At 77.3% G+C, this 20,021-nt stretch carries 18 protein-coding genes, 2 tRNA genes, 1 pseudogene and 1 riboswitch; of the genes and pseudogenes, 14 read left to right on the plus strand and 7 right to left on the minus strand.

The window, feature by feature from the left end; genetic code table 11:
• Position 1 precedes the first annotated feature (1 nt).
• Positions 2-2,713, minus strand: coding sequence for a helix-turn-helix transcriptional regulator (locus FB586_RS12490; protein WP_136519683.1), 2,712 nt, complete (start codon positions 2,711-2,713; stop codon positions 2-4).
• Between the two features lie 135 nt (positions 2,714-2,848).
• Between FB586_RS12490 and FB586_RS12495 the strand changes: the two genes are divergently transcribed.
• The 5 genes from FB586_RS12495 to FB586_RS19440 all read left to right on the plus strand — a co-directional run bounded on the left by FB586_RS12495 (position 2,849) and on the right by FB586_RS19440 (position 8,530).
• Positions 2,849-3,088: a heavy-metal-associated domain-containing protein gene (locus FB586_RS12495; RefSeq protein WP_136519684.1), complete on the plus strand. Its 240-nt coding sequence runs from the start codon at positions 2,849-2,851 to the stop codon at positions 3,086-3,088.
• Between the two features lie 19 nt (positions 3,089-3,107).
• On the plus strand, positions 3,108-3,902 hold the full coding sequence (locus FB586_RS12500; protein ID WP_136519685.1) for an ABC transporter ATP-binding protein: 795 nt from the start codon (positions 3,108-3,110) through the stop codon (positions 3,900-3,902).
• Between the two features lie 5 nt (positions 3,903-3,907).
• Positions 3,908-6,448 (plus strand): ABC transporter permease, encoded by a 2,541-nt coding sequence (locus FB586_RS12505; RefSeq protein WP_136519686.1) that lies wholly within the window; start codon positions 3,908-3,910, stop codon positions 6,446-6,448.
• 124 nt (positions 6,449-6,572) lie between these two features.
• Complete coding sequence (locus FB586_RS12510; protein WP_222928362.1) at positions 6,573-7,091, plus strand: GNAT family N-acetyltransferase; 519 nt, start codon at positions 6,573-6,575, stop codon at positions 7,089-7,091.
• Positions 7,088-8,530, plus strand: coding sequence for an MFS transporter (locus FB586_RS19440; protein WP_168800555.1), 1,443 nt, complete (start codon positions 7,088-7,090; stop codon positions 8,528-8,530). Before FB586_RS12510 ends, FB586_RS19440 begins: the two co-directional genes overlap by 4 nt.
• A 93-nt stretch (positions 8,531-8,623) precedes the next feature.
• Here the strand turns inward: FB586_RS19440 and FB586_RS12520 are convergent, their stop codons facing one another.
• From FB586_RS12520 to FB586_RS12535, 4 genes are all read right to left on the minus strand, one after another.
• Positions 8,624-10,765 carry an alpha-galactosidase gene (locus tag FB586_RS12520; protein WP_136519687.1) on the minus strand — a complete coding sequence of 714 codons (2,142 nt, stop codon included), beginning with the start codon at positions 10,763-10,765 and terminating at the stop codon, positions 8,624-8,626.
• Between the two features lie 182 nt (positions 10,766-10,947).
• Positions 10,948-11,020 (minus strand) — tRNA-Asn (locus tag FB586_RS12525).
• Positions 11,021-11,113: 93 nt separating this feature from the next.
• Positions 11,114-11,635, minus strand: a complete 522-nt coding sequence (locus tag FB586_RS12530) for a hypothetical protein (protein WP_136519688.1) — start codon at positions 11,633-11,635, stop codon at positions 11,114-11,116.
• 61 nt (positions 11,636-11,696) lie between these two features.
• Positions 11,697-11,770 (minus strand) — tRNA-Ile (locus tag FB586_RS12535).
• A gap of 58 nt (positions 11,771-11,828) precedes the next feature.
• On the opposite strand from FB586_RS12535, the gene FB586_RS12540 reads away from it, so the two are divergent.
• The 9 genes and pseudogenes from FB586_RS12540 to FB586_RS20200 all read left to right on the plus strand — a co-directional run bounded on the left by FB586_RS12540 (position 11,829) and on the right by FB586_RS20200 (position 18,426).
• Entirely contained in the window at positions 11,829-12,629 is an 801-nt protein-coding gene (locus tag FB586_RS12540; RefSeq protein ID WP_136519689.1) for a CPBP family glutamic-type intramembrane protease, read from the plus strand.
• 116 nt (positions 12,630-12,745) lie between these two features.
• On the plus strand, positions 12,746-13,528 hold the full coding sequence (locus FB586_RS12545; RefSeq protein WP_136519690.1) for a DUF1206 domain-containing protein: 783 nt from the start codon (positions 12,746-12,748) through the stop codon (positions 13,526-13,528).
• An 80-nt stretch (positions 13,529-13,608) separates the two neighbouring features.
• Positions 13,609-13,683, plus strand: a riboswitch (cyclic di-GMP riboswitch).
• A 17-nt stretch (positions 13,684-13,700) separates the two neighbouring features.
• Positions 13,701-13,925: a BldC family transcriptional regulator gene (locus tag FB586_RS12550; protein WP_136519691.1), complete on the plus strand. Its 225-nt coding sequence runs from the start codon at positions 13,701-13,703 to the stop codon at positions 13,923-13,925.
• A 158-nt stretch (positions 13,926-14,083) separates the two neighbouring features.
• A complete protein-coding gene (gene def / locus FB586_RS12555) occupies positions 14,084-14,572 on the plus strand; it encodes a peptide deformylase (protein WP_136519692.1) in 489 nt (162 codons plus the stop codon).
• A gap of 185 nt (positions 14,573-14,757) precedes the next feature.
• Positions 14,758-15,258 (plus strand): DUF3145 domain-containing protein, encoded by a 501-nt coding sequence (locus tag FB586_RS12560; RefSeq protein WP_136519693.1) that lies wholly within the window; start codon positions 14,758-14,760, stop codon positions 15,256-15,258.
• 288 nt (positions 15,259-15,546) lie between these two features.
• Complete coding sequence (locus FB586_RS12565; RefSeq protein ID WP_136519694.1) at positions 15,547-15,915, plus strand: hypothetical protein; 369 nt, start codon at positions 15,547-15,549, stop codon at positions 15,913-15,915.
• Between the two features lie 7 nt (positions 15,916-15,922).
• Positions 15,923-17,566, plus strand: a complete 1,644-nt coding sequence (locus tag FB586_RS12570) for an FAD-dependent oxidoreductase (protein ID WP_136519695.1) — start codon at positions 15,923-15,925, stop codon at positions 17,564-17,566.
• Positions 17,556-17,831, plus strand: a pseudogene (locus FB586_RS20195) (FAD:protein FMN transferase); the annotation flags it as partial. The gene FB586_RS12570 and the pseudogene FB586_RS20195, both read left to right, overlap by 11 nt.
• A gap of 52 nt (positions 17,832-17,883) precedes the next feature.
• Positions 17,884-18,426, plus strand: coding sequence for an FAD:protein FMN transferase (locus FB586_RS20200; protein ID WP_281276675.1), 543 nt, complete (start codon positions 17,884-17,886; stop codon positions 18,424-18,426).
• Between the two features lie 12 nt (positions 18,427-18,438).
• On the opposite strand, the gene fabF is transcribed toward FB586_RS20200, so the two are convergent.
• The gene (gene fabF, locus FB586_RS12580; RefSeq protein ID WP_136519696.1) at positions 18,439-19,683 is read right to left on the minus strand and encodes a beta-ketoacyl-ACP synthase II; all 1,245 of its coding nucleotides are present in this window, start codon (positions 19,681-19,683) and stop codon (positions 18,439-18,441) included.
• 70 nt (positions 19,684-19,753) lie between these two features.
• Positions 19,754-20,005 (minus strand): acyl carrier protein, encoded by a 252-nt coding sequence (locus tag FB586_RS12585; protein WP_136519697.1) that lies wholly within the window; start codon positions 20,003-20,005, stop codon positions 19,754-19,756.
• Between the last annotated feature and the right edge of the window lie 16 nt (positions 20,006-20,021).

The following is a 20,021-nucleotide window of genomic DNA, read 5'->3' on the forward strand; positions in this document are numbered from 1 at the left end:
ATCAGGACAGGTCGACGTGCGCGAGCTCGGACCGTGAGGTGAGGCCGAGCTTGGCGAAGACGTTCCGCAGGTGGAAGTCGACGGTCCGCGGGCTCACGAACAGCCGACCGGCGACCTCGCGCGTGGGCAGGCCCTGTGCGACGAGCAGCGCGACCTGCCGTTCCGTGGGTGTCAGAGCGGGCCTCTCGGGCGCACCCGGCGCGCGTCCGCGCAGCTGCTCGCCCGAGGCGCGCAGCTCCTGCGCGGCCCGCTCGGACCAGCGTCGCGCGCCGACGTCGTCGAATGTCTGCAGGGCCGTGCGCAGGTGCGCCCGGGCGTCGACCCGGCGCCGCGCGCGGCGCAGCCACTCCCCGTAGGCGAGGTGGGTGCGGGCGGCGTCGACGCGGCGCGCCGAGGACGCATGGGCGTCGAGGGCGCGGCGGAAGTGCGCCTCGGCGCGCTCCGCGGGCGCCAGCAGCGCCCGACCGTGCTCCGCGGCGGCGACCGCCCACGGCACCCCGGTGCCCTCCGCGAACAGGGCGACCTCCGCCACCCAGCGCTGTGCGAGGTCGAGGCGCTCGGCCCGCACCGCGCTCTCCACGCGGTCGAGGACGACCAGGCGCTCCGCAAACCCGTGGCTCATCTGCGCGTAGTGGTGCAGCGCGGACGCGGGCGACCCGGCCAGCACGGCTCGGGCCCAGACGAGCTGACCCCGGACGGAGGCCTCCGTCGTGCCCAGCGGGCCGGTCGCCAGCGCGCGCTCGAGCGCGGTCAGCCGCGCGGGCGCGTCCTCGTCGCCCCGCAGCGCCGCGGCGAGCGCGAGCCAGGCCAGCGGCATCGCCGTGAGCGCGGGTCGACCCGTCGCCTCCGCGAGGTGCAGCGCCTCCCGCGCCCCGGCGGCGAGCACGTCCCAGCGCCCGGTGGCCACGTCGACCGCGCCCCGACGGGTCAGGGCGTAGACGACGAGGGGCAGCGCACCCGCGTCCCGCGCCTCCGCCAGGAGCCGTTCGTGCAGCTGCAGCGCGACGTCGTCGAGACCCACGTGCAGGGCCACGAGCGCGAGGTTCGGCAGGAGGCCCTCCAGGCCGAGCCGGGCCGTGCCGCCGACAGCGGCCGCGCGCCGGACCGCCGCGACCGCCTCCGCCCAGTCGTGGCGGGCGATCGCCACGTAGGCGGCCAGCAGGTCCGCGACGCACCGCTCGTCCGCCGACTCGGGCGCGCCCACGAACGCGCGGACGTCGACCTCCGCGTCGAGGTGGGACGTCGCCTCGAGGGACGCGGCGAACATCGCCGCCTCACGGGCACGGGCGGCGTCGTGGCCCGCCACGGCCCGCGCCGACTCCAGAAGACGGCGGTGGGCGACCTGCACGGAGCCGGTGTTCCACTCCACACGCGCACGCAGCAGCGCCGCGTCCGCCCGCACGAGCGGGTCCTCGACGGTGAGCAGGGCGGCGTCCGCGAGGGCGCCCGCACGATCGAGCCGCCCGGCGGTCCACGCCGCCGCCGCGGCCGCCTGGAGGCGACGCGCGTGGGCGTCGGCGTCGACGGACAGCTCCGCCGCGCGCTCCCAGGCGGCCGACGCCGCCTCGTGGCCCCCCGCCGCCGCCGACCGCCGGGCGGCACCCTCGAGGGCGACGACGACGTCCTCGTCCGGCCCCTCGGCGGCCGCTGCCCGGTGCCACGCGCGACGGTCCGCGTCCTGGGGTCGGGCGAGCGCGTCGGCGAGCGCGGCGTGCGCACGACGTCGCTCGTCCGGCGCGGCCCGCCCGTACACGGCCGACCGCACCAGCGGGTGACGCAGGTCCACGTGCGCGCCGCTGAGCGCCAGCAGACCTGACTGCCGCGCCGCGTCGAAGGCGCTGTCGTCGGCGCCGAGCGACCTCGCGGCGGCACGCACCACGTCCACGTCGCCGGAGTCGTCGCTCGCGACGAGCAGGACGACCGACCGGGCGGCCGGTGCCAGCCTCTCGTAGCGCCGCAGGAACGTGCTCTGCACCCCGTCCGTCAGCGGCAGCTCGGTCGGCAGCGGCGCACGCCCGGCGAGCGTCTCCCGGTCGAGGGCGTCGGCGAGCTCCACGAGCGCGAGCGCGTTCCCCCCGGTGCGCGCACGCAGACGCTCGGCCACGACGCTCGGCACGTCGAGGCCCGACGACGCCTCGAGCAGCGTGCGCACGGCCGGGGCGTCGAGAGCGGGCAGCTCCAGCACCGGCAGGCCGGCGCCGGGCAGGGTGCCGTCCCGGGCGGCGAGCAGCACGGCGAGGTGCTCGCCCTCGACGCGGCGGGCGACGAAGAGCACCGCCTCGCGCGACGCCTCGTCGAGCCAGTGGGCGTCGTCGACCACGACGACCGTGGGCTCGTGCGCCGCCGCGTCGGACAGCAGGGTGAGCAGCGCGAGGTAGACGAGGAAGCGGTCCGCGGGCGCGCCGTCGTCCGCGTCGGCCTCGCCCAGCGCCGCACGCAGGGCGCGCTCCTGCCGGGGCGGCAGCGTGGAGAGCCCCACGTGCAGGGGACGCAGGAGCCGGTGCAGGGCGGCGAACGCCAGCGGCGCCTCCGACTCCACGCCCTGCACCCGCAGGACACGCACCCCGTCGACCCCGTCGACCGCGTCCGCGAGCAGGGCCGACTTGCCGGCCCCGGGTTCGCCGGAGACCAGCAGGGCGCCCCCACGACCCGCTCGGGCGGCGTCGAGCACCGCGCGCAGCGCGGAGCGCTCCGCGTCCCGTCCGGCGATCACGGCCGGTGAGCCTAGCCGTCGTCGTGCCCGTCCTCGGCGGCCGCACGGGCGATCCCGGTGGTTTCACCGGCGCGACCCCGGTGCCGCCGCGGCGAGGCTCGCCGTGTCGGAACGTCGGCCCCCGAGGAGACCCCCGTGCTGCCCTCCACCCCCCGCACCTTCGTGGGCGCGGCGACCGTGCGCGTCGCCGACGTCGCCTGCGGCCACTGCCTGGACGCCGTGCAGGTGTCCGTCCGCCAGGTCCCCGGCATCCGCTCGGTGACCGTCGACCACGGGGCCCACACCCTCACCGTCCTCGCGGACCACCCCGTGGACCGCACCGACGTCGACGCCGCCGTCGCCCGCACCGGTCACGCCGTCGACCGGCTCCGCTGACCCCTCAGGAGGCTCACCCATGTCCACCACGACCGTCACCCGCCCGCCGGCGCACGCCGCCCGCCCGACCCCTCCGGCCGCCGTCGCCCGCGGGGTGGTGAAGACCTACGGGACCGGACCGACCGCGGTGCACGCGCTCGCGGGCGCCGACCTGGAGGTCGGCGCGGGCCGCCTCACCGCCGTCATGGGGCCGTCCGGCTCCGGCAAGTCGACGCTCATGCACGCGCTCGCAGGCCTCGACACGGTCGACGCCGGGTCGGTGCGGCTCGGCGACGTCGAGCTCACCACCCTCAGCGAGCGGCAGCGGACCGTGCTGCGCCGCGAGCGCGTCGGCTTCGTGTTCCAGAGCTTCAACCTCGTGCCGTCGCTCACCGCCCTGGAGAACATCACGCTGCCGCTGCGCCTGGCCCGGCGGCAGGCCGAGCCGGCGTGGCTGGACGAGCTCGTCGGGACCCTCGACCTGCGCGACCGGCTCGGCCACCGGCCGCACGAGCTGTCCGGCGGGCAGCAGCAGCGGGTCGCCGTCGCCCGCGCGCTGGTCACGCGGCCCGACCTCGTCCTCGCCGACGAGCCGACCGGCAACCTCGACTCCCACCACGGGCAGGCGCTCCTGGCGTTCCTGCGTCGTGCCGCGCACGAGCTCGGACAGACGGTCGTCATGGTGACGCACGACCCGGCGGCGGCGACGTACGCGGACCGGGTGGTGCTCCTCGTCGACGGCCGCGTCGTCGGTGACCTCGCCGAGCCGACGGTCCCCGCGGTCGTGGCCGCGATGGCCGGCCTCGAGCGGCGCGCGCCGCGGGCGGAGGGCTGATCGCCATGTGGCACCTGACGCTGCGCAACGTCCGGGCGCACGCCGGCCGGCTCCGGCTCACGGTGCTGGCCGTGGCGCTCGCGGTCGCCGTCGTCGCCGGCGGCACCGCGCTGACCGGCGCGTCCCAGCGGCTCCTCGACGCGCAGTTCCGCACGGCCGCCGCCGGCGTGGACGTGACGGTCCGCGCTGCCGCGGCGTTCGACTCGGCGATGGGCGTCGAGGTGGACCGGGAACCGCTGCCGGCCGCGCTCGTCGACGAGGTCGCCGCGGCGCCCGGCGTGGCTCGCGTCCTGCCGGTCGTCGAGGGCTCCGGGCTGCTCGAGGTCGACGGCCGCGCTGTCGTCCCCACCGGCGCCTCGGTCCTGTCCTCGTTCGCGCCCGCGCCGTTCGGCGCCTTCGTGCTGCGCGAGGGGCGCGCCCCGACCCGCAGCGGCGAGGCCGTCGTCGACGTGGCGACCGCCCGTGCCGCGGGCGTCGCCGTGGGGGACAGGGTCGACCTGCTCACCGACGGGCGCAGCACCGTGCGCGTCGTCGGGCTCGTCGGGTTCGCCGACGGCGACGGCCTGCCGGGCGCCACCGTCGTCCTCGTGCCGCTGGCGGACGCCCAGCGGCTGCTCGGGACCGGCGAGGGGTTCACGGAGCTCCGGGTGCGGACGACCACGGGGACACCGGTCGCCGACGCCGTCGCCGCGCTGCGCACCCGGCTCGGCGCCGACTACGCCGTGGCCTCGGGACAGGACACGGCCGAGGCGTCCGCCGCCGCTGCCGGCGAGCAGCTCGGGTCCCTGCGCCTGGTCCTCGCCGCGCTGTCGGGTGCCGTCCTGCTCGTCGGCGCCGTCCTCGTGGCGAACACGTTCACCATCGTGATCGGTCAGCGCCGCCGGGAGATCGCGCTCCTGCGCGCCGCGGGCGCCACCTCGGGGCAGGTCACCCGCGCCGTGCTCGCCGAGGCGGTGGTCGTGGGCGCGGTCGGGTCCGTCCTGGGCACGGCGCTCGGCCTGGTCACCGCCGAGGGCCTGCGGGTGCTCGCGCGGGCGGCCGGCAGCGACCTGCCCGAGGGCAGGTTGGGCACGACCCCGGCCGCGGTCCTGCTCGCGGTGCTCGTCGGGGTCGGGGTCACCGCCCTCGCGGCGGTGGGCGCCGCCCGCAGCGCCGCGCGCGTGGCACCGGTCGAGGCGATCCGCGCCTCCGTCGACGTCGTCGGCGGGCCCGGCCCGCGACGCGGACGCGCGACAGCCCGGGCCGTCCCGCTCGTCGCCGGGGTCGTGGGCCTCGCCGCCGTCGCAGCCGGGGCACCGGCCGCGCTCCTCGCGCCGGCGGCGATCGCGACCGTGGTCGGCGTCGTGCTCAACGCCGCGGTCGTCACCCCCGCCCTCACGCGGGCGCTCGGGGCGCCGCTGGCACGCGCCGGTGTGCCCGGACAGCTCGCGCGGGAGGCGGCGGCGCGTGCTCCCCGCCGCACCACGTCGACCGCGATCGCGCTCGCCCTCGGGCTCGCGCTCGTCGGCTTCACGTCCGTCGTCGCCACGTCGCTCCGGGACGGCCTGTCGGGTGCCTACCGCGAGACGATCACCGCGGACCTGGTGGTCGAGAGCGCGCGCGGCGAGATGCTCGGCGGGCTGTCGCCCGCCGTGGCCGACCGGCTGCGGTCGGTGCCGCAGGTCGAGGTCGCGTCCCGCGTGCGGTACGGGCACGTCCTCGACGGCGGGACGACGACGGCCCTGGCGGCGGTGGACCCGGCGACGCTGCCGGCGGTCGCCGAGCTCGACATGGTCGAGGGGTCCGTCGAGGCGCTCGCCGGGGGCGGGGTCCTCGTCGCCGAGTCCCTGTCGACCGAGCGGGACCTGCACGTCGGTGACGTCGTCCGGCTGACCCTGTCGCACGCGGGCGTGCAGGAGCTCGAGGTGGTCGGCGTCGTCGACTCCCTCGACGCGCAGGCGCTGTCGACCGCCTGGATCGTGTCGCTCGACACCTACGCGCGGCACTTCGCCGAGGACCTGGACGCGAGCGTCCTCGTGCGCACGGCCGGCGGCGTGAGCGCCGACGAGGCGCGCGCGTCCGTCCGGGCCGCGCTCGCGGACCACCCGACCGCCGCGGTGCGCGACCAGGCCGCCGCCGCGCAGGCGAGGGGAGCGGCGGTGGACGAGGTCCTCGGCCTGGTCGGCGTCCTGCTCGGGCTCGTCGTCGTGCTCGCACTGCTCGGCGTCACGAGCACGCTCGCGCTGTCCGTGGCCGAGCGCGTCCGCGAGATCGGGCTGCTGCGCGCGGTGGGCACGACCTCGGGGCAGGTCGGTCGGATGTTCCGCGCCGAGGCCCTGCTCGTCGCCGCCCTCGCGACCGTCCTGGGGCTCGGCCTCGGCGTGGCGCTGGGTGCGCTCACCGTGAGCGCGGTGCTCGGCCGCGAGGCGCCCCTGGCCGTGTCGCTCCCCGTCGGCCGGCTCGCGGCCGTCGTGCTCGCCGCCGGCGTGGTGGGGGTCGTGGCCGGGCTCGCGCCGGCGCGACGCGCGGCCCGCACCGACGTGCTCACGGCGCTGGCCGCCGACTGACCGGGACCGCGGGCGGGCGCTCCGGGCGATCCCGGTGCTTCCACCGGTGCCCCACGCCGCCCGCCCGCGGGACCGTCGACCCCGACTCCCTCCATGTCCTCGAACAGCACCTCAGGAGACGACCGTGACCTCAGCACCGCAGCAGCTCCGCCCGGGCGCGGGCACCGTGACCGTGCGCCGCGCCACGCCCGCGGACGCCCGGACCGTCCACACCCTGGTCCTCGAGATCGCCGCGCACGAGGGCGACTCCACCCACGTGACGGTGACCCCCGACGTGTGGGCGCGCCTGCTCGGGCGCGGCGACGTCCTCGTCACGCTGGCCGAGGCCGACGGGCAGGTGCTCGGCTACGCGTCCGCCGTCCGCCGGCTGCACCTGTGGAGCGGCGGCGACGTGCTCGCGGTGGACGACGTGTACGTGCGCCCCGGTGCGCGCGACCAGGGCGTGGGGCGCCGCCTGCTCGCCGCGACGGCCCGCGTGGCCGACGTCGCGGGCCTCACCGTCGTCTGGGGCGTCGAGCCGGGCAACCACGGCGCGCAGCGCTTCTACCGCCGCCTCGGCGCGACGCTGCGCGACAAGGTCGTGGCGGCGTGGACGCCGACCGCCTACCGCCGGGTGATCGCCGACGCGGAGGCGGGACGATGACGACCACCGCGCCCGGGCGGGCCGGCACCGGCGGGGCCGCGGACGAGCTCGCCGCCGCCGTCCCGCGCGGGCGTCTCGCGCTGGCGCTCCTGGTGTCCGCGCAGTTCGTCGTCATGCTCGACACGTCCGTCGTCAACGTCGCGCTGCCGTCCGTCCAGCGGGACCTGGCGCTGGGACCGGCGGGCGCCTCGTGGGTGGTCAACGCCTACCTGCTCGCGTTCGGCGGCCTGCTGCTCGTCGGGGGGCGGGCCGCGGACGTCGTCGGACGGCGACGGGCGTTCGTCCTCGGCTCGGCCGTCTTCCTGACCGGCACGCTCGCGGCGGCAGCGGCGAGCACGGCGGGGCTCCTCGTCGCCGCCCGGGCCGTCCAGGGCGTGGGGGCGGCCCTGCTCAGCCCGGCGGCGATGTCGTTGCTGCTCGTGATGTTCCCCGGGGTGAGCCGGGCGCGGGCGATGAGCGCCTGGGGTGCCGCGTCCACGCTGGGCGGCGCCTCCGGGGTGCTCCTCGGAGGCGCCCTCACCGGTGCGCTCGGCTGGCCGTGGGTCTTCCTCGTCACCGTGCCGGTCTCGGCTTCGGCCCTGCTGCTCGCGCCCCGGGTGCTGGACGCCGGCGCCGGCGTGGGCGGGCGACGGTTCGACGTGCTGGGTGCGGCCACCGTCACCGGCGCCGTCGTCGCGCTCGTCCACACGGCGCTCGCCGTCCCCGAGCACGGCTGGCTGTCGTGGCGGACGGCCACGGGTGCCGGCGCCGCCGGCCTGCTCCTGGCGGTGTTCGCCGCCGTCGAGCGGGCAGCGGCGGACCCGCTCGTGCCGCCGGACCTCGTCGCCTCGTGGCGGCTGCGGGCGGGCACCGTGCTGGCCGTCCTCGGCGGGGCGGCACGCGCGTCGACGTTCGTCCTCGTCGCCCTCTACCTGCAGCAGGCGCTCCTCCTGGCGCCGGGGGCCGCCGGCCTGGCGATGGTCCCGACGTCCCTGACCGGGTTCGTGGTCTCGGTCCTCGTGCTGCCACGGGTGCTGCGCCGGATCGGGCCGGAGCGGACGATGGTGCTCGGGCTCGTCGTCCTCGCCGGCGGGCAGGTCTGGATCGCCGCCGCCCCGTCGCCCGCCGCGTACGGGTCCGACGTCCTGCCCGGGCTCCTCCTCGTGGCCACGGGCGTCGCGCTGAGCTTCACGCCGACGACCATGGTGATCGCCCACGCGGTGCCGGCGGGGCGGGCGGGCGTCGCGTCCGGTCTGGCGAGCGCGGCGACCCAGGTCGGGGCGTCCCTCGGTGTCGCCGCCTTCGCCGCCGTCGCGGCGGCGTCCGCGGGAGACGAGGCCGCGGTCGCGACGGCCGACGGGTTCGCCGCTGCCTTCGTCGCCGCGGCGCTCACGGCGACGGCGACCGCGCTCGTCGGGTGCGCCGTCGTCGTCGCGGGTCGGTCGCCGCGGGTCCCCTGACGTGCCGGCACGCCGCGAGCCCTGCGCCCCGGGGCCGGGCACCGCACCCTGCGGCCCGCGCCCCTGGGGGACGCAGGCCACGGGGCTCCGCTCCTACACGGCCGTCGCGTGCAGCACGAGCGCCTGCGCGGGCCACAGGGTGGGGATCTGGAGGCCGGCGGACGCCAGCAGGGCGCCGGGCAGCGTCACCTCGCCGGCGCTGACCCAGCCCGGGGTGATCCAGCCGTGGCGGGGGAGGCCCAGCTCGCTGCGGACCCGCACCCGGTAGCGGCGGTCGGGGTCGAGCCCGTGGAGCCGGACGCGCTCGGGGAGCGCCTCCTCCAGGCTGGCGACCGTGGCGACCGTCCAGACGCCCTCGGACCGGTCCGGCAGGACGGCGCCGACGACGCGCAGCGCGGGGTCGACGACGTCGGCGTGGACGGCCGTGCCGGTGTGCAGGACGTGCCGGAGCTCCTTGTACAGCGCGGCGAACGCGCGCACGACCTGGAGCTCCTCGTCGGTGCAGGACAGCAGGTCCCACTCGAAGCCGGCGGAGCCCATGAGGCTGGTCGCGGCCCGGAAGGACAGGTCGAGCGTCCGGCCGGAGCTGTGGGACTCGGTCGGGCCGACGTGCCCGCCGACGAGCTCGGGCGGCAGCAGCAGCTGGGTCCACCGCTGGATGTCCTGGCGCTCGACGGCGTCGTTGGAGTCCGACGCCCACACGCGGTCGGTGACGGCCAGGATGCCGAGGTCGGTGCGGGCGCCGCCGCTGGAGCAGGACTCGATCTCCAGGCCGGGGTGCTCACGCTTGAGCTGGGCGATGAGCCGGTAGGCGGCGCGGGTCTGCTCGTGTGTGCCGGGGCGGCCGCGGTGCGTGGCGTCGACGAGGTCCCGGTTGTGGTCCCACTTGATGAAGTCGATCCCCAGCTCGGTGACGAGCGTGCCGATGCACCGGTGGACGTACTCGTACGCGGCGGGCTCGGCCAGGTCGAGGACGTGCTGCTGGCGCCAGGAGATCCCGGCGGGCTCCTCGACGCGGTCGGGTGCGTGCAGCAGCCACTCGGGGTGCGCGCGCGCCAGGTCGGAGTCGAGGTTGACCATCTCCGGCTCGAACCACAGGCCGAACTGCATGCCCAGCTCGTGCACCCGCCGGGCCAGCGGCTCGAGCCCGTCCGGCCAGACCGTCCGGTCGACGAACCAGTCGCCCAGGCCGCGCCGGTCGTCGCGGCGTCCGAGGAACCAGCCGTCGTCGAGGACGAACCGCTCGACCCCCACCTCGGCGGCGCGCTCCGCGAGCCGGAGCAGGGTCTGCGGGTCGTGGTCGAAGTAGACCGCCTCCCACGTGTTGAGCACGAGCGGGCGGGGCCCCGCCGGGTGCTGCGGCCGGGCGCGCAGCATCGTGTGGAACCGCGCGGAGAGCCCGTCCAGCCCGGCGTCGCTCCACGCGAAGTACGTGGTGGGCGCCGCGTAGGACTCGCCCGGTGCCAGGCGCACCTCGCCGGCGCGCAGGAGCTCGCCCGCGCCCAGGAGCGTCACCTCGTCCGTCATCCGGTCGACCCGGTGCGTGACGTCGGCGCTCCAGCCGAGGTGCACCGCCCAGACCTCGCCCGCCCGGTCCCGTGGCACGCCCGTCGACGCGATCGTCACGTGCGGCGAGTCGTGGCCGGACCGGCCGCGGCGGGTCTGCCGGGTCGTCGCACCGCGCGGCATCGGCACGGTCAGCGGCGCCTTCTCGCGCGTCCAGCGGCCGGAGAACGTCGTCAGGTGGTCGGCGGTGCGCGGCACGGGCAGGGTCGCCTCCACCTGGACGACCTCGACCTCCGCGTCGCCCGTGGCCGTGACCGTGTGGTCGACGGTCGCCACGCCGCCGGCGGTCAGCGCGAGGGCGCTCTCCAGCCGCAGGCCCGCCACCGGGTCCTCGGCCGTGACGCGCACGGCGTGCTCCGCCTCGTCGACCCCCGTCACGGTCCACCGCGGGAGCACCGGGACGGTGCCGCGCCGCAGCAGCAGGCCCGGACGACCCGCCCAGCCGTCGGACTCCACGGGCAGCAGGCTGAGCTGCCACGCCGCGTCGAGGGTGCCCGGCGGGGTCTGCCGCGACGCGGCCAGGGCCAGCGCCCCCAGGTCCTCGGGGCCGACGGCTCCCGGGTCGGGACCCCAGTGCAGGACCGTCGGCAGACCGGTCGGCAGGTGCTGGACGACCAGCGCGACGCCGTCGCGTCGCAGCAGGGTGAAGCGGTCGGGTGTCTCGTGCACGGGGCCTCTTCCGCGATCGGGGCGGACGGGTCCGCCTCGGGTGGTGCGCCGTCGGTGACGGCGTCGGCGCGAGCACCCGCGGGGCGTCCTCGCCGACCGGTCGGGGCCACCCTAGGCGGCGGCAGCCGCACGAACAGCGAAGGCCCCCGACCGGCTGACGCGGGCGGGGGCCTTCGTCCCTGCTCCCTCGACTGGACTCGAACCAGTAACCGTCCGATTAACAGTCGGATGCTCTGCCAATTGAGCTACGAGGGATCGTGCGGGAAGAGACTCTAGCAGCCGTCGGAGCCCTCGCGTGCCACGCCGGCGACGACCGGGACGTGACGTGCGCCGCCGTCGCGGGCCCGGTCAGGGAGCGAGGCCGACCTCCGACCGGACCCGGGCCTCGGCGTCCGCCACGGCCCGTGCCGCAGCGGGGTCGGAGAGGTCCACGCGACCGTCGCCGATGGTCTGCGTGAACAGCTCGCCCGCCTCGTCGCGCCGCAGCGCGACGCGCACGTGACCGCCGCCCGGCAGCGCGACGTGCTCGACGTGCACGACCGACTGCTGGACGCGCTCGCGGAACGTCTGCGCGAGGTCGCGCCCGGCGGCGTCGTCCGCGAGCGTCAGGGTGGTGGCGGCCCCGCTGATCCAGTGCACGGTGAGCGCCCGCGCCTCGGCGTCCAGCGTGCCGCGGTCCACCGCCGACCAGGGGGTGCGCGCGACCGGGGCGTCGTCGTCCGGGTCGACGAGGTGCAGGGCGCGCCGGCTGACGACCGCCCACCGGTCACCCTCGAGCGGTGCGGCGGCGAGCACCGCGTCGCCCGAGGTCAGGTCCAGGCGCCTGCGCACGGGATCGGGCAGGCGACGTCGACGGGAGAACAGGGCCACACGACCACCGTACCCAGCACGACGGGCGGGTCGGCGGGACGTTCGGGGTGCGGCGGGACGGTGGGCCAGGTGGGGCTTGAACCCACGACCGACGGATTATGAGTCCGCTGCTCTGACCGGCTGAGCTACTGGCCCGGTACGAGCAGCGTAGCGACGCCGCGCGCCGGGCCGGTGCTGCGGCGAGACTCGCACCATGGCGGGTGCGGACCGGGGCGGACGGCGACCGCTGCCCTGGGCGGTGCTGGGCGTGGTGCTCGCCGGCTGGCTCCTGGTCTCGGGGCTCGTCGGGATCTACATGGGCGTCATCCGGACCACGCCGGGGCTGCGCGACGTGCCGACGGTGCGGGCCGACCTCATCGCCCCGCACCTCGCCGGCCTGGTGGCGGTCCTGGTCGCCACCGCCCTGTGGGGGCGGTGGCGGGACGTGTGGCGCGAGCCGCGGGACGTGCACCCGGCGTGGTGGGCGGTGCCGGTGCTCGTGCTGGCGGGCGCGGCGGCGACGACCGACGTGCCGGCCCTCGCGAGCGCCCCGGCCGGTGTGGCCGCGGCGCTCGTCGTCGCGTGCGCGCTCGCGGCGCTCGACACGGAGGTCGTGCTGCGCGGCGTCGCCCTCGTGGCCCTGCGCGAACGCTGGCCGGAGCCGGCGGCGGCGCTCGGCACGGTGCTCCTCTCCGGGGCGGTCGAGGTGCTGACCGGCCCGGGGACGCCCGCGACGCGTGCGGTGGTGGGCGCGGCGACGGGCGTCCTGCTCTACGCCGCTCGCCGGGTCGGCGGGGGCCTCGCGCTGCCCGTGGTGCTGCACGCCGCGGTCGACCTCGCGCTGTGGTCGCAGGCGGTGGGGGAGTCCGCGGAGCAGGTGCCGGGGACGGGCGTCCAGGTGCTCGGCCTCGCCGCGCTGGCGCTCGCGGTCGTGGCCGTGTCGCGGTACGGCGGCCTGCCGCGTCCGCCCAGCGGCCTGCGTCGTCGGCGCCCGTCCGGGCCGTCGCGCGGCTGACGCGCCGGCGGCGGCCCGTCGTCCTCCGGTCGCCGCGCAGCGCGCCCGCTGCCACGATGCGCACGGGCACCGGCGCAGCCGCCGGAGGTCGGGGGAGCCCGCGTCGAGGAGGTGTCATGAGCACGGTCGCCGCGAGGTCCGGGAGCGTCTGGGAGGCCGGTGCGCGCGCCGGGTACGCCGTGAGCGGCGTCCTGCACGTCCTGATCGGGGTGCTCGCCGCGCAGCTCGCCGTCGGCGGGGGCGGGGGCAGCGCCGACCAGTCCGGCGCGTTCGCGCAGGTCGCCTCGAGCCCGTTCGGCGCCGCGGCGCTGTGGTGCGCCGTCGTCGCGCTCGCCGCCCTCGGCGCCTGGCAGGGGGCCGCCGCGCTCAGCGGCGCGGTCGGCGACGCCGGCGACCGCGCGAAGGCGGCCGGCAAGGCTGTCGTCTACCTCGTGCTCGCGGCGACGGCGCTCACGTTCGCGCGGGGCGGCGGTGCGGGCGGGTCCGGCGGGCAGACGTCGGACGTCACGGCGCGGCTCATGCAGGCGCCGGCTGGCCGGCTGCTCGTCGGGGCGGTCGGGGTGGGCGTCCTGGCCGTCGCGGCCTACCACGTCCACAAGGGCGTGCGGCAGCGCTTCCTCGAGGACCTGCGGAGCCTGCCCGGCGGTCGCGCCGGCCGCGCGGTGCGGGCGGCGGGCGTCGTCGGCTACACGGGCAAGGGCGTGGCCCTCGCGGTCGTCGGGGTGCTGTTCGTCGTCGCCGCGGTCCGCGCCGACCCCGCCGAGGCGACGGGTCTCGACGGTGCCCTGCGGGCCCTGCGCGACGCTCCCGCGGGGCCGCTCCTGCTGGCCCTCGTGGCCCTCGGGTTCGTCGCCTACGGGGCGTACAGCCTGGTCAGGGCCCGCTTCGGCCGCCTGTGACATTTCACCCGCACCGGGCAGATGTCCGACCGCCGGTGGTTCTTGCACGGATGTCCAGTTTCCGGCATGCTCTTCCACGTCAGCGACAACGGCAAACCCGCCGCAAGGCGGGGACGCAAAGCCACGGGGCCCACGGGGCCAGCCGAGCTACCGAACGACGAAGGAGCCTGTCATGGCCGTCCAGACGCACACGACCGACGCCCCCCTCTCGCAGGGCACCCTCCTCACCCCGGGTGAGGTCGCGGTCCTCTTCCGCGTCGACCCCAAGACCGTCACCCGCTGGGCCCAGGCCGGCAAGCTCTCGGCGGTCCGCACGCTCGGCGGCCACCGTCGCTTCCACGAGGCCGAGGTCCGTCAGCTCCTGACGGGCGTCCCGCAGCAGCGCGCAGGCGAGTGAGCCCGCGCCGTCCGGGGGGCGGCGCCGCACGACACCGACGACGCCGGTGGTGACACGGTCACCACCGGCGTCGTCGTGCGTACGGGGGAGCGTCGTCGCGCGGGCCGTCGAGGGCCGGCACGGCGCCCGCACCGGCGTCGACGTGAAAGGATCGGACCATGGCCCTGCGTGAGATCCGCACCGTCGGCGACCCCGTGCTGCGCACCCCGTGCGAGCCCATCACGACCATCGACGACCGCGTGCGCTCGCTGGTCGACGACCTGCTCGAGACCGTGGACATGGACGGGCGCGCGGGCCTCGCCGCCAACCAGATCGGCGTCTCGCTGCGCGCGTTCTCGTGGAACATCGACGACGAGATCGGCTACGTGCTGAACCCGCGGATCGTCGAGCTGTCCGAGGACGAGTACCAGGACGGCGACGAGGGCTGCCTCTCGGTGCCGGGTCTGTGGTTCCCGACCCACCGCGCCTGGTACGCGCGGGTCGTGGGCACGGACCTGGACGGCAAGGAGGTCGTCGTCGAGGGCACCGAGCTGATGGCGCGCTGCCTGCAGCACGAGGTCGACCACCTCGACGGCATGCTCTACCTGGACCGCCTCGAGCGCTCCGTCCGCAAGAAGGCGATGCGCGCGATCCGCGAGCAGCTCTGAGCGTCCGCCCGCCGACCCGGGCGGGGCGCCGCCGGTCGCGCCGTGTGGCGTCCGGGGGTTCCGCCTGGACCGCGGGCGTGTCGTGAGGCATCCTGTGCACAGCACGCCGCGTGCGTCATGAGTCCTGCCGGTACGGGGACGAGGTCGTTGGGGAAGGCGACCCTCGAGCCCATCAGGAGGACCACATGGCCGGTGCCATCACCCGCGGTGTCCTTTTCGTGCACTCCGCACCGCGCGCGCTGTGCCCCCACGTCGAGTGGGCGGTCGGCAACGCGCTGGGCGGTCGTGTCAGCTTCGACTGGACCCCGCAGCCCGCGGGGCCCGGGTTCTACCGTGCCGAGCACTCGTGGCAGGGCACGCCCGGCACCGGTGCGCGCCTGGCGTCCGCGCTGCGCGGGTGGGCCCACCTGCGCTACGAGGTGACGGAGGAGCCCAGCCACGGCGTCGACGGCTCCCGGTGGAGCCACACGCCCGAGCTCGGGATCTTCCACGCCGCCACGGACGTGCACGGCAACATCGTCGTGCCCGAGGACCGCGTCCGTGCGGCGCTGGAGCACGCGGGCGACCCGGCCCGCATGCGCGCGGAGCTCGACCTGGCGCTCGGCCAGGCCTGGGACGACGAGCTCGAGCCGTTCCGGTACGCGGGGGCGGGCGCGCCGGTGCGGTGGCTGCACCGCGTCGGCTGACCCCCCGGCGCGGCGGGTGACCCGTTCGGGTGCACCTGCCCGTCGCCACGCCTGCTAACCGTTTAGGGCGATCCGCGGACCGTCCCGTGCCTGCCGCCGCGCCCGCTACGTTCCGGAGCCGGAGGCCGGTCGGACGGTCGCCCAGTTGGACGTGGGAGGCGGGCGATGACGGCAGCGCGCGGTGAGCGCCCTCCGGCTCCCGCACACCCGGCCCCTGCACACCCGGCCCCTGCACACCCGGCCCCCGCGCACCCGCTGCCCGACCGTCTGCGCCGGGCGGTCTGCGGCGTGGGCGCGGTGCTGGCGGTCGCCGCCTGCGCCCCGCCCGCCGCCGGGCCGCCGCCCGTGCCGGCGTCGGACGTGCGGGACGGCACCTGGACCGGCACCGGGACGTACGAGTCCCCGGGTGGTCCGCAGGAGCTCGACGTCCGCGCGACGTTCCGGCAGGGCACCGTCGTCCGTCTCGACGTCCTGCCCGCGGCGACCAACGCGACGTCCCGGCGCTTCCAGGAGCGGTTCGCCGACGCCGTCGCCGGCGAGGTCGTGGGCCTCCCGGTCGACGAGGTGCACGTGGACCGTCTGGCCGGCTCCTCCGGCACCGGAGCCGGCTTCATGCAGGCGGTCGCGCAGGCGGCGCTGGCCGCCGCCGGTCGCTGAGGTCCCCGTGGGACCGGTGGACCGGCTGCTCGGCGCCGCCTCGATGTACCGCGTGACCACGGTCGCGCTGCTGGCGGTGCACGCGTGGGCGGCCGGGCTGGGTGCGCTGGGCGTCCTCGACGTCGACCCGGTGGCCCTCGTCGCGACCGTGGCCGTGTGCCTCGGGGCCGTGCTCCTCACGAGCCTGCTCGGGCACGCGCTGGGCGGCGTCCGACCGCACGTGGAGTCGTCCGTCCTCACCGCGCTCCTGCTCGGGCTGCTGCTGTGGCCCGACGCGTCCCCGGCCGGGCTCGCCTCGGCGGGGCTCGCCGGTGCGGCCGCCGGTCTGACCAAGGTGCTCGTCCGGTACGGCGGACGGCACGTGGCGAACCCCGCGGCGGCGGGTGCGCTCGTCCTCGGCCTCGCCTCCGCGGCGCTCGGCGGGCCCGGACCGGTGTGGTGGGCCGCGACGCCGCTCATGGCGCCGGTGGTCGTGCCGGCCGGACTGGCCGTCGTGCGCCGGTGCCGGGCGGAGGCCGTCGCGCTGGCTGCCGTCGGCACGTACGTCGTCCTCGTCGTCCCGCGGCTGGTGGCGTCCGGCGTCGCTCCCGGGGACGCCCTGGCGACCGTGCTGCTGTCGCACCCGGTGGTGCTCGCCGCGTGCTTCATGGTCGTCGAGCCGCTGACGCAGGCGCCGCGGCGCCACCAGCGGGTCGCAGTCGCCGTCCGCGTCGGCGCGGCCGCCGGCGTGCCCTTCGCCGCGGGCCCGCTCTCGACGTCGCCCGAGCTCGCGATCGTCCTCGGCAACGTCGTCACCGCCGTCGTCACGCGTCCGCGGGCGGTGCGCCTGGAGGTGGTGCGGCACGGCGCCCCCGCACCGGGGACGCACGAGGTGGTCCTGCGCCCGGCGCGGCCGCTGCCGTGGCGGCCCGGCCAGTGGGTCGAGCTGGACGTCGGGCAGCTGCGGCCCGACGGCCGCGGGCGCCGCCGCACCCTGTCGATCGTCCCGGCGGGCGACGGTCTGCTGGCGGTCGCGTTCGCGCTGCCGGCGCGGCCGAGCGCGTTCAAGGCGGCGCTCGCGGCGGCGCCGGTCGGGGCGACCGTGCGGGCCACGGCCGTCGGCGGGGACTTCCTGCTGCCGCGCGACCGACGGGTGCCGTTGCTGCTGGTCGCCGGTGGCGTCGGCATCACGCCCTTCGTCGCGCACCTGGACGACGCCGGCGACCGGGACGTCGTGCTGGTCGTCGTCGCGGGACGCGGTGTCCTGCCGCCCTACGCGACCCGGATCGCCGCGACCGGGGCGCGCGTCCTCGTCGTGTCGCCCGTGCCGGTCGTCGGCCTGCCGGACGGGTGGCGGTGGTACGCCGGCTCGCGACTGACCGCCGCGGCGCTCGCGGCGGCGACCTCGGACCTGCCCCGCCGCCACGCCTACGTCTCCGGGGCGCCCGACCTCGTGCACCGGGCGCGCCGGCTCCTCGCCGCCGCCGGGGTGCGCCGCGTGCGGACCGACGCCTTCACCGGCTACGACCGGCGGCCGGCGCACGCGCTGCGTCGCAGCCGTACGCGCCACGCCGGGCGGGTGCCGCGGCGGCCCGCCCGCGCCCTGCGGGGCGCGGTCGCCCGGTGGCGTGTGGACGGCCCCCCGGCGACCGCCGTGACCGATGCGCGCTGAGGTCACGTTCGAGGCCACCGGGACGCGGTGGACGCTGCTCACGCCGCGACCCCTGCCCGACCGGCTGCTGCTGCGCGTGCGCGAGGTGGTCGAGGCGTACGAGGCGGTCTGGTCCCGGTTCCGGCCGGACTCCGTGGTCAGCCGCGTCGCACGTGCCGGCGGCACCCACGTGCTCCCGCCGCACGCGGCGGACCTGCTGGACCTGTACGACGCGCTCGGCGTGCTCACGGACGGGGCGGTCAGCCCCCTCGTCGGGCGCTCGCTCGAGCGGCTGGGCTACGACGCGGCGCTGAGCCTGCGCCACCCGCGGCGCGCCGGTGCCCGCCCCGCCCGGGGACGTGCTCGGACTCACGGGCTGCGTCGTCACCGCGCGGACGCCGGTGCTGCTGGACGTCGGGGCCGCGGGCAAGGGGCAGCTCGTGGACCTGGTCGCCGCGGAGCTCGGCCGCGCCGGCGTCGACGAGTACGTCGTCGGCGCCGGCGGCGACATGGTGCACCGCGGCGTCGACCCGCTGCGCGTCGGGCTGCAGGTGCCGGGGGACCCCGGGCGCGTCCTGGGCGTGGTCGAGCTGCGCGACGGCGCGCTCTGCGCGTCCGCCGTGGACCGGCGCGCCTGGGGGGACGGGCTGCACCACGTCCTCGACGCGCGCACCGGCCTGCCGACGCGCGACGTCGTCGCGACCTGGGCGCTGGCACCGGACGCGATGCTGGCCGACGGCCTCGCCACCGCCCTGTTCTTCGCCGACCCGGGTCGGCTGCGGGCCGCGTACCCGTACCCCCTCGTGCGTGTGCACGCCGACGGTCGGGCGACGTGGTCGCCCGACCTGCCGGGGGAGCTGTTCGTCCGGACCGGCGGCTAGGGCCGCCCGGCGTCAGACCGACGTGACGAGCAGCGCGACGTTGTGGCCGCCGAAGCCGAACGAGTTGTTGATGGCCGCGACCTGCCCGTCGGGCAGCGTGCGCGGCTTGTCGCGCACGAGGTCGAGCACGAGCTCGGGGTCGGGGTCCTCGACGTTGATCGTCGGCGGGGCCTGCCGCTCGTGGAGCGCCAGGACGGCGAAGATCGTCTCGAGCGCGCCGGCGCCGCCGAGCAGGTGCCCGGTCATCGACTTGGTCGCCGACAGCGCGACGTGGTCGGCGTCGGAGCCGAGGACGCCGCGGATGCTGCGCGCCTCGATGAGGTCGCCCACCACGGTCGACGTCGCGTGCGCGTTGACGTGGTGCACGTCGGCCGCGGCCACGCCCGAGTCGGCCAGCGCGGCCTGCATGGCGCGGATCTGGCCGTCGCCCGACGGCTCCGGCGACGTGATGTGGTAGCCGTCGGCGGACAGGCCGACGCCGGCGATGCGCGCGTACACGCGGGCGCCGCGGGCGCGGGCGTGCTCGGCGCTCTCGAGCACGACGATGCCGGCGCCCTCACCGAGGACGAAGCCGTCGCGGGCCGTGTCGTAGGGCCGCGAGGCGGCCGTCGGGTCGTCGTTGCGGGTCGAGAGCGTGCGGGACGCCGCGAAGGCCGCGACCGGCATCGGGTGGATCGCCGCCTCGGTGCCGCCGGCGACGACGACGTCGGCCCGGCCCGAGCGGATCATGTCGACCGCGTAGCCGATGGCCTCGGCGCCGGAGGCGCAGGCCGAGACGAGCGCGTGCGCACCGGCGCGGGCACCGAGCTCGAGGGACACGTACGCCACGGGGGAGTTCGGCATGAGCATGGGCACGGTCATCGGCAGGACGCGCCGGCCACCCTTCTCACGCAGCGTGTCCCACGCGTCGAGGGTGGTCCAGATGCCGCCGATGCCGGACGACACGACCGCGCCGAGGCGGTCGCCGTCGACCTCGGGGGAGCCCGCGTCCTTCCACGCCTCGCGGGTCGCGATGACCGCGTACTGCGCGGAGGGGTCCATGCGCTTGAGCTCGGGGCGCGGCAGCACCTGGTCGGGTGCGACGCGCAGCTGGGCGGCGAAGGTGACCGGGATGTCGTAGCGCTCGGCCCAGTCGTTCTCGAGGGTGCGCGCACCCGACTCGCCCGCCAGGGCTGCCTGCCACGTGGACGGGACGTCGCCGCCGAGCGGCGTGGTCGCGCCCAGGCCGGTGACGACGACCTCGGGGACGGTGCTCATGGGTGCTCCTCGGGTGGTGTGCGGTGCGGCGGGGCGACGTGCGTCGCCCCGCCGCGCGTGCGTGGGGCCGTCAGGCCGCCTGGGCGCCGTTGATGAAGCTCACCGCGTCGCCGACCGTCGTGAGGTTCTTGACCTCGTCGTCGGGGATGCGGACGTCGAACTTCTCCTCGGCGAGGGTGACGATCGTCATCATCGACAGCGAGTCGATGTCCAGGTCGTCGGTGAAGGACTTCTCGGGCAGGACGGAGTCGGCCGGCAGGCCCGTCTCCTCGCTGACGATCTCGGCCAGGCCGGCCAGGATCTCCTGCTCGCTGTACGCCATCGATGTCTCCTCGTGT

It is taken from the genome of Cellulomonas telluris (genome assembly GCF_004886325.1).
GTDB lineage: Bacteria > Actinomycetota > Actinomycetes > Actinomycetales > Cellulomonadaceae > Cellulomonas > Cellulomonas telluris.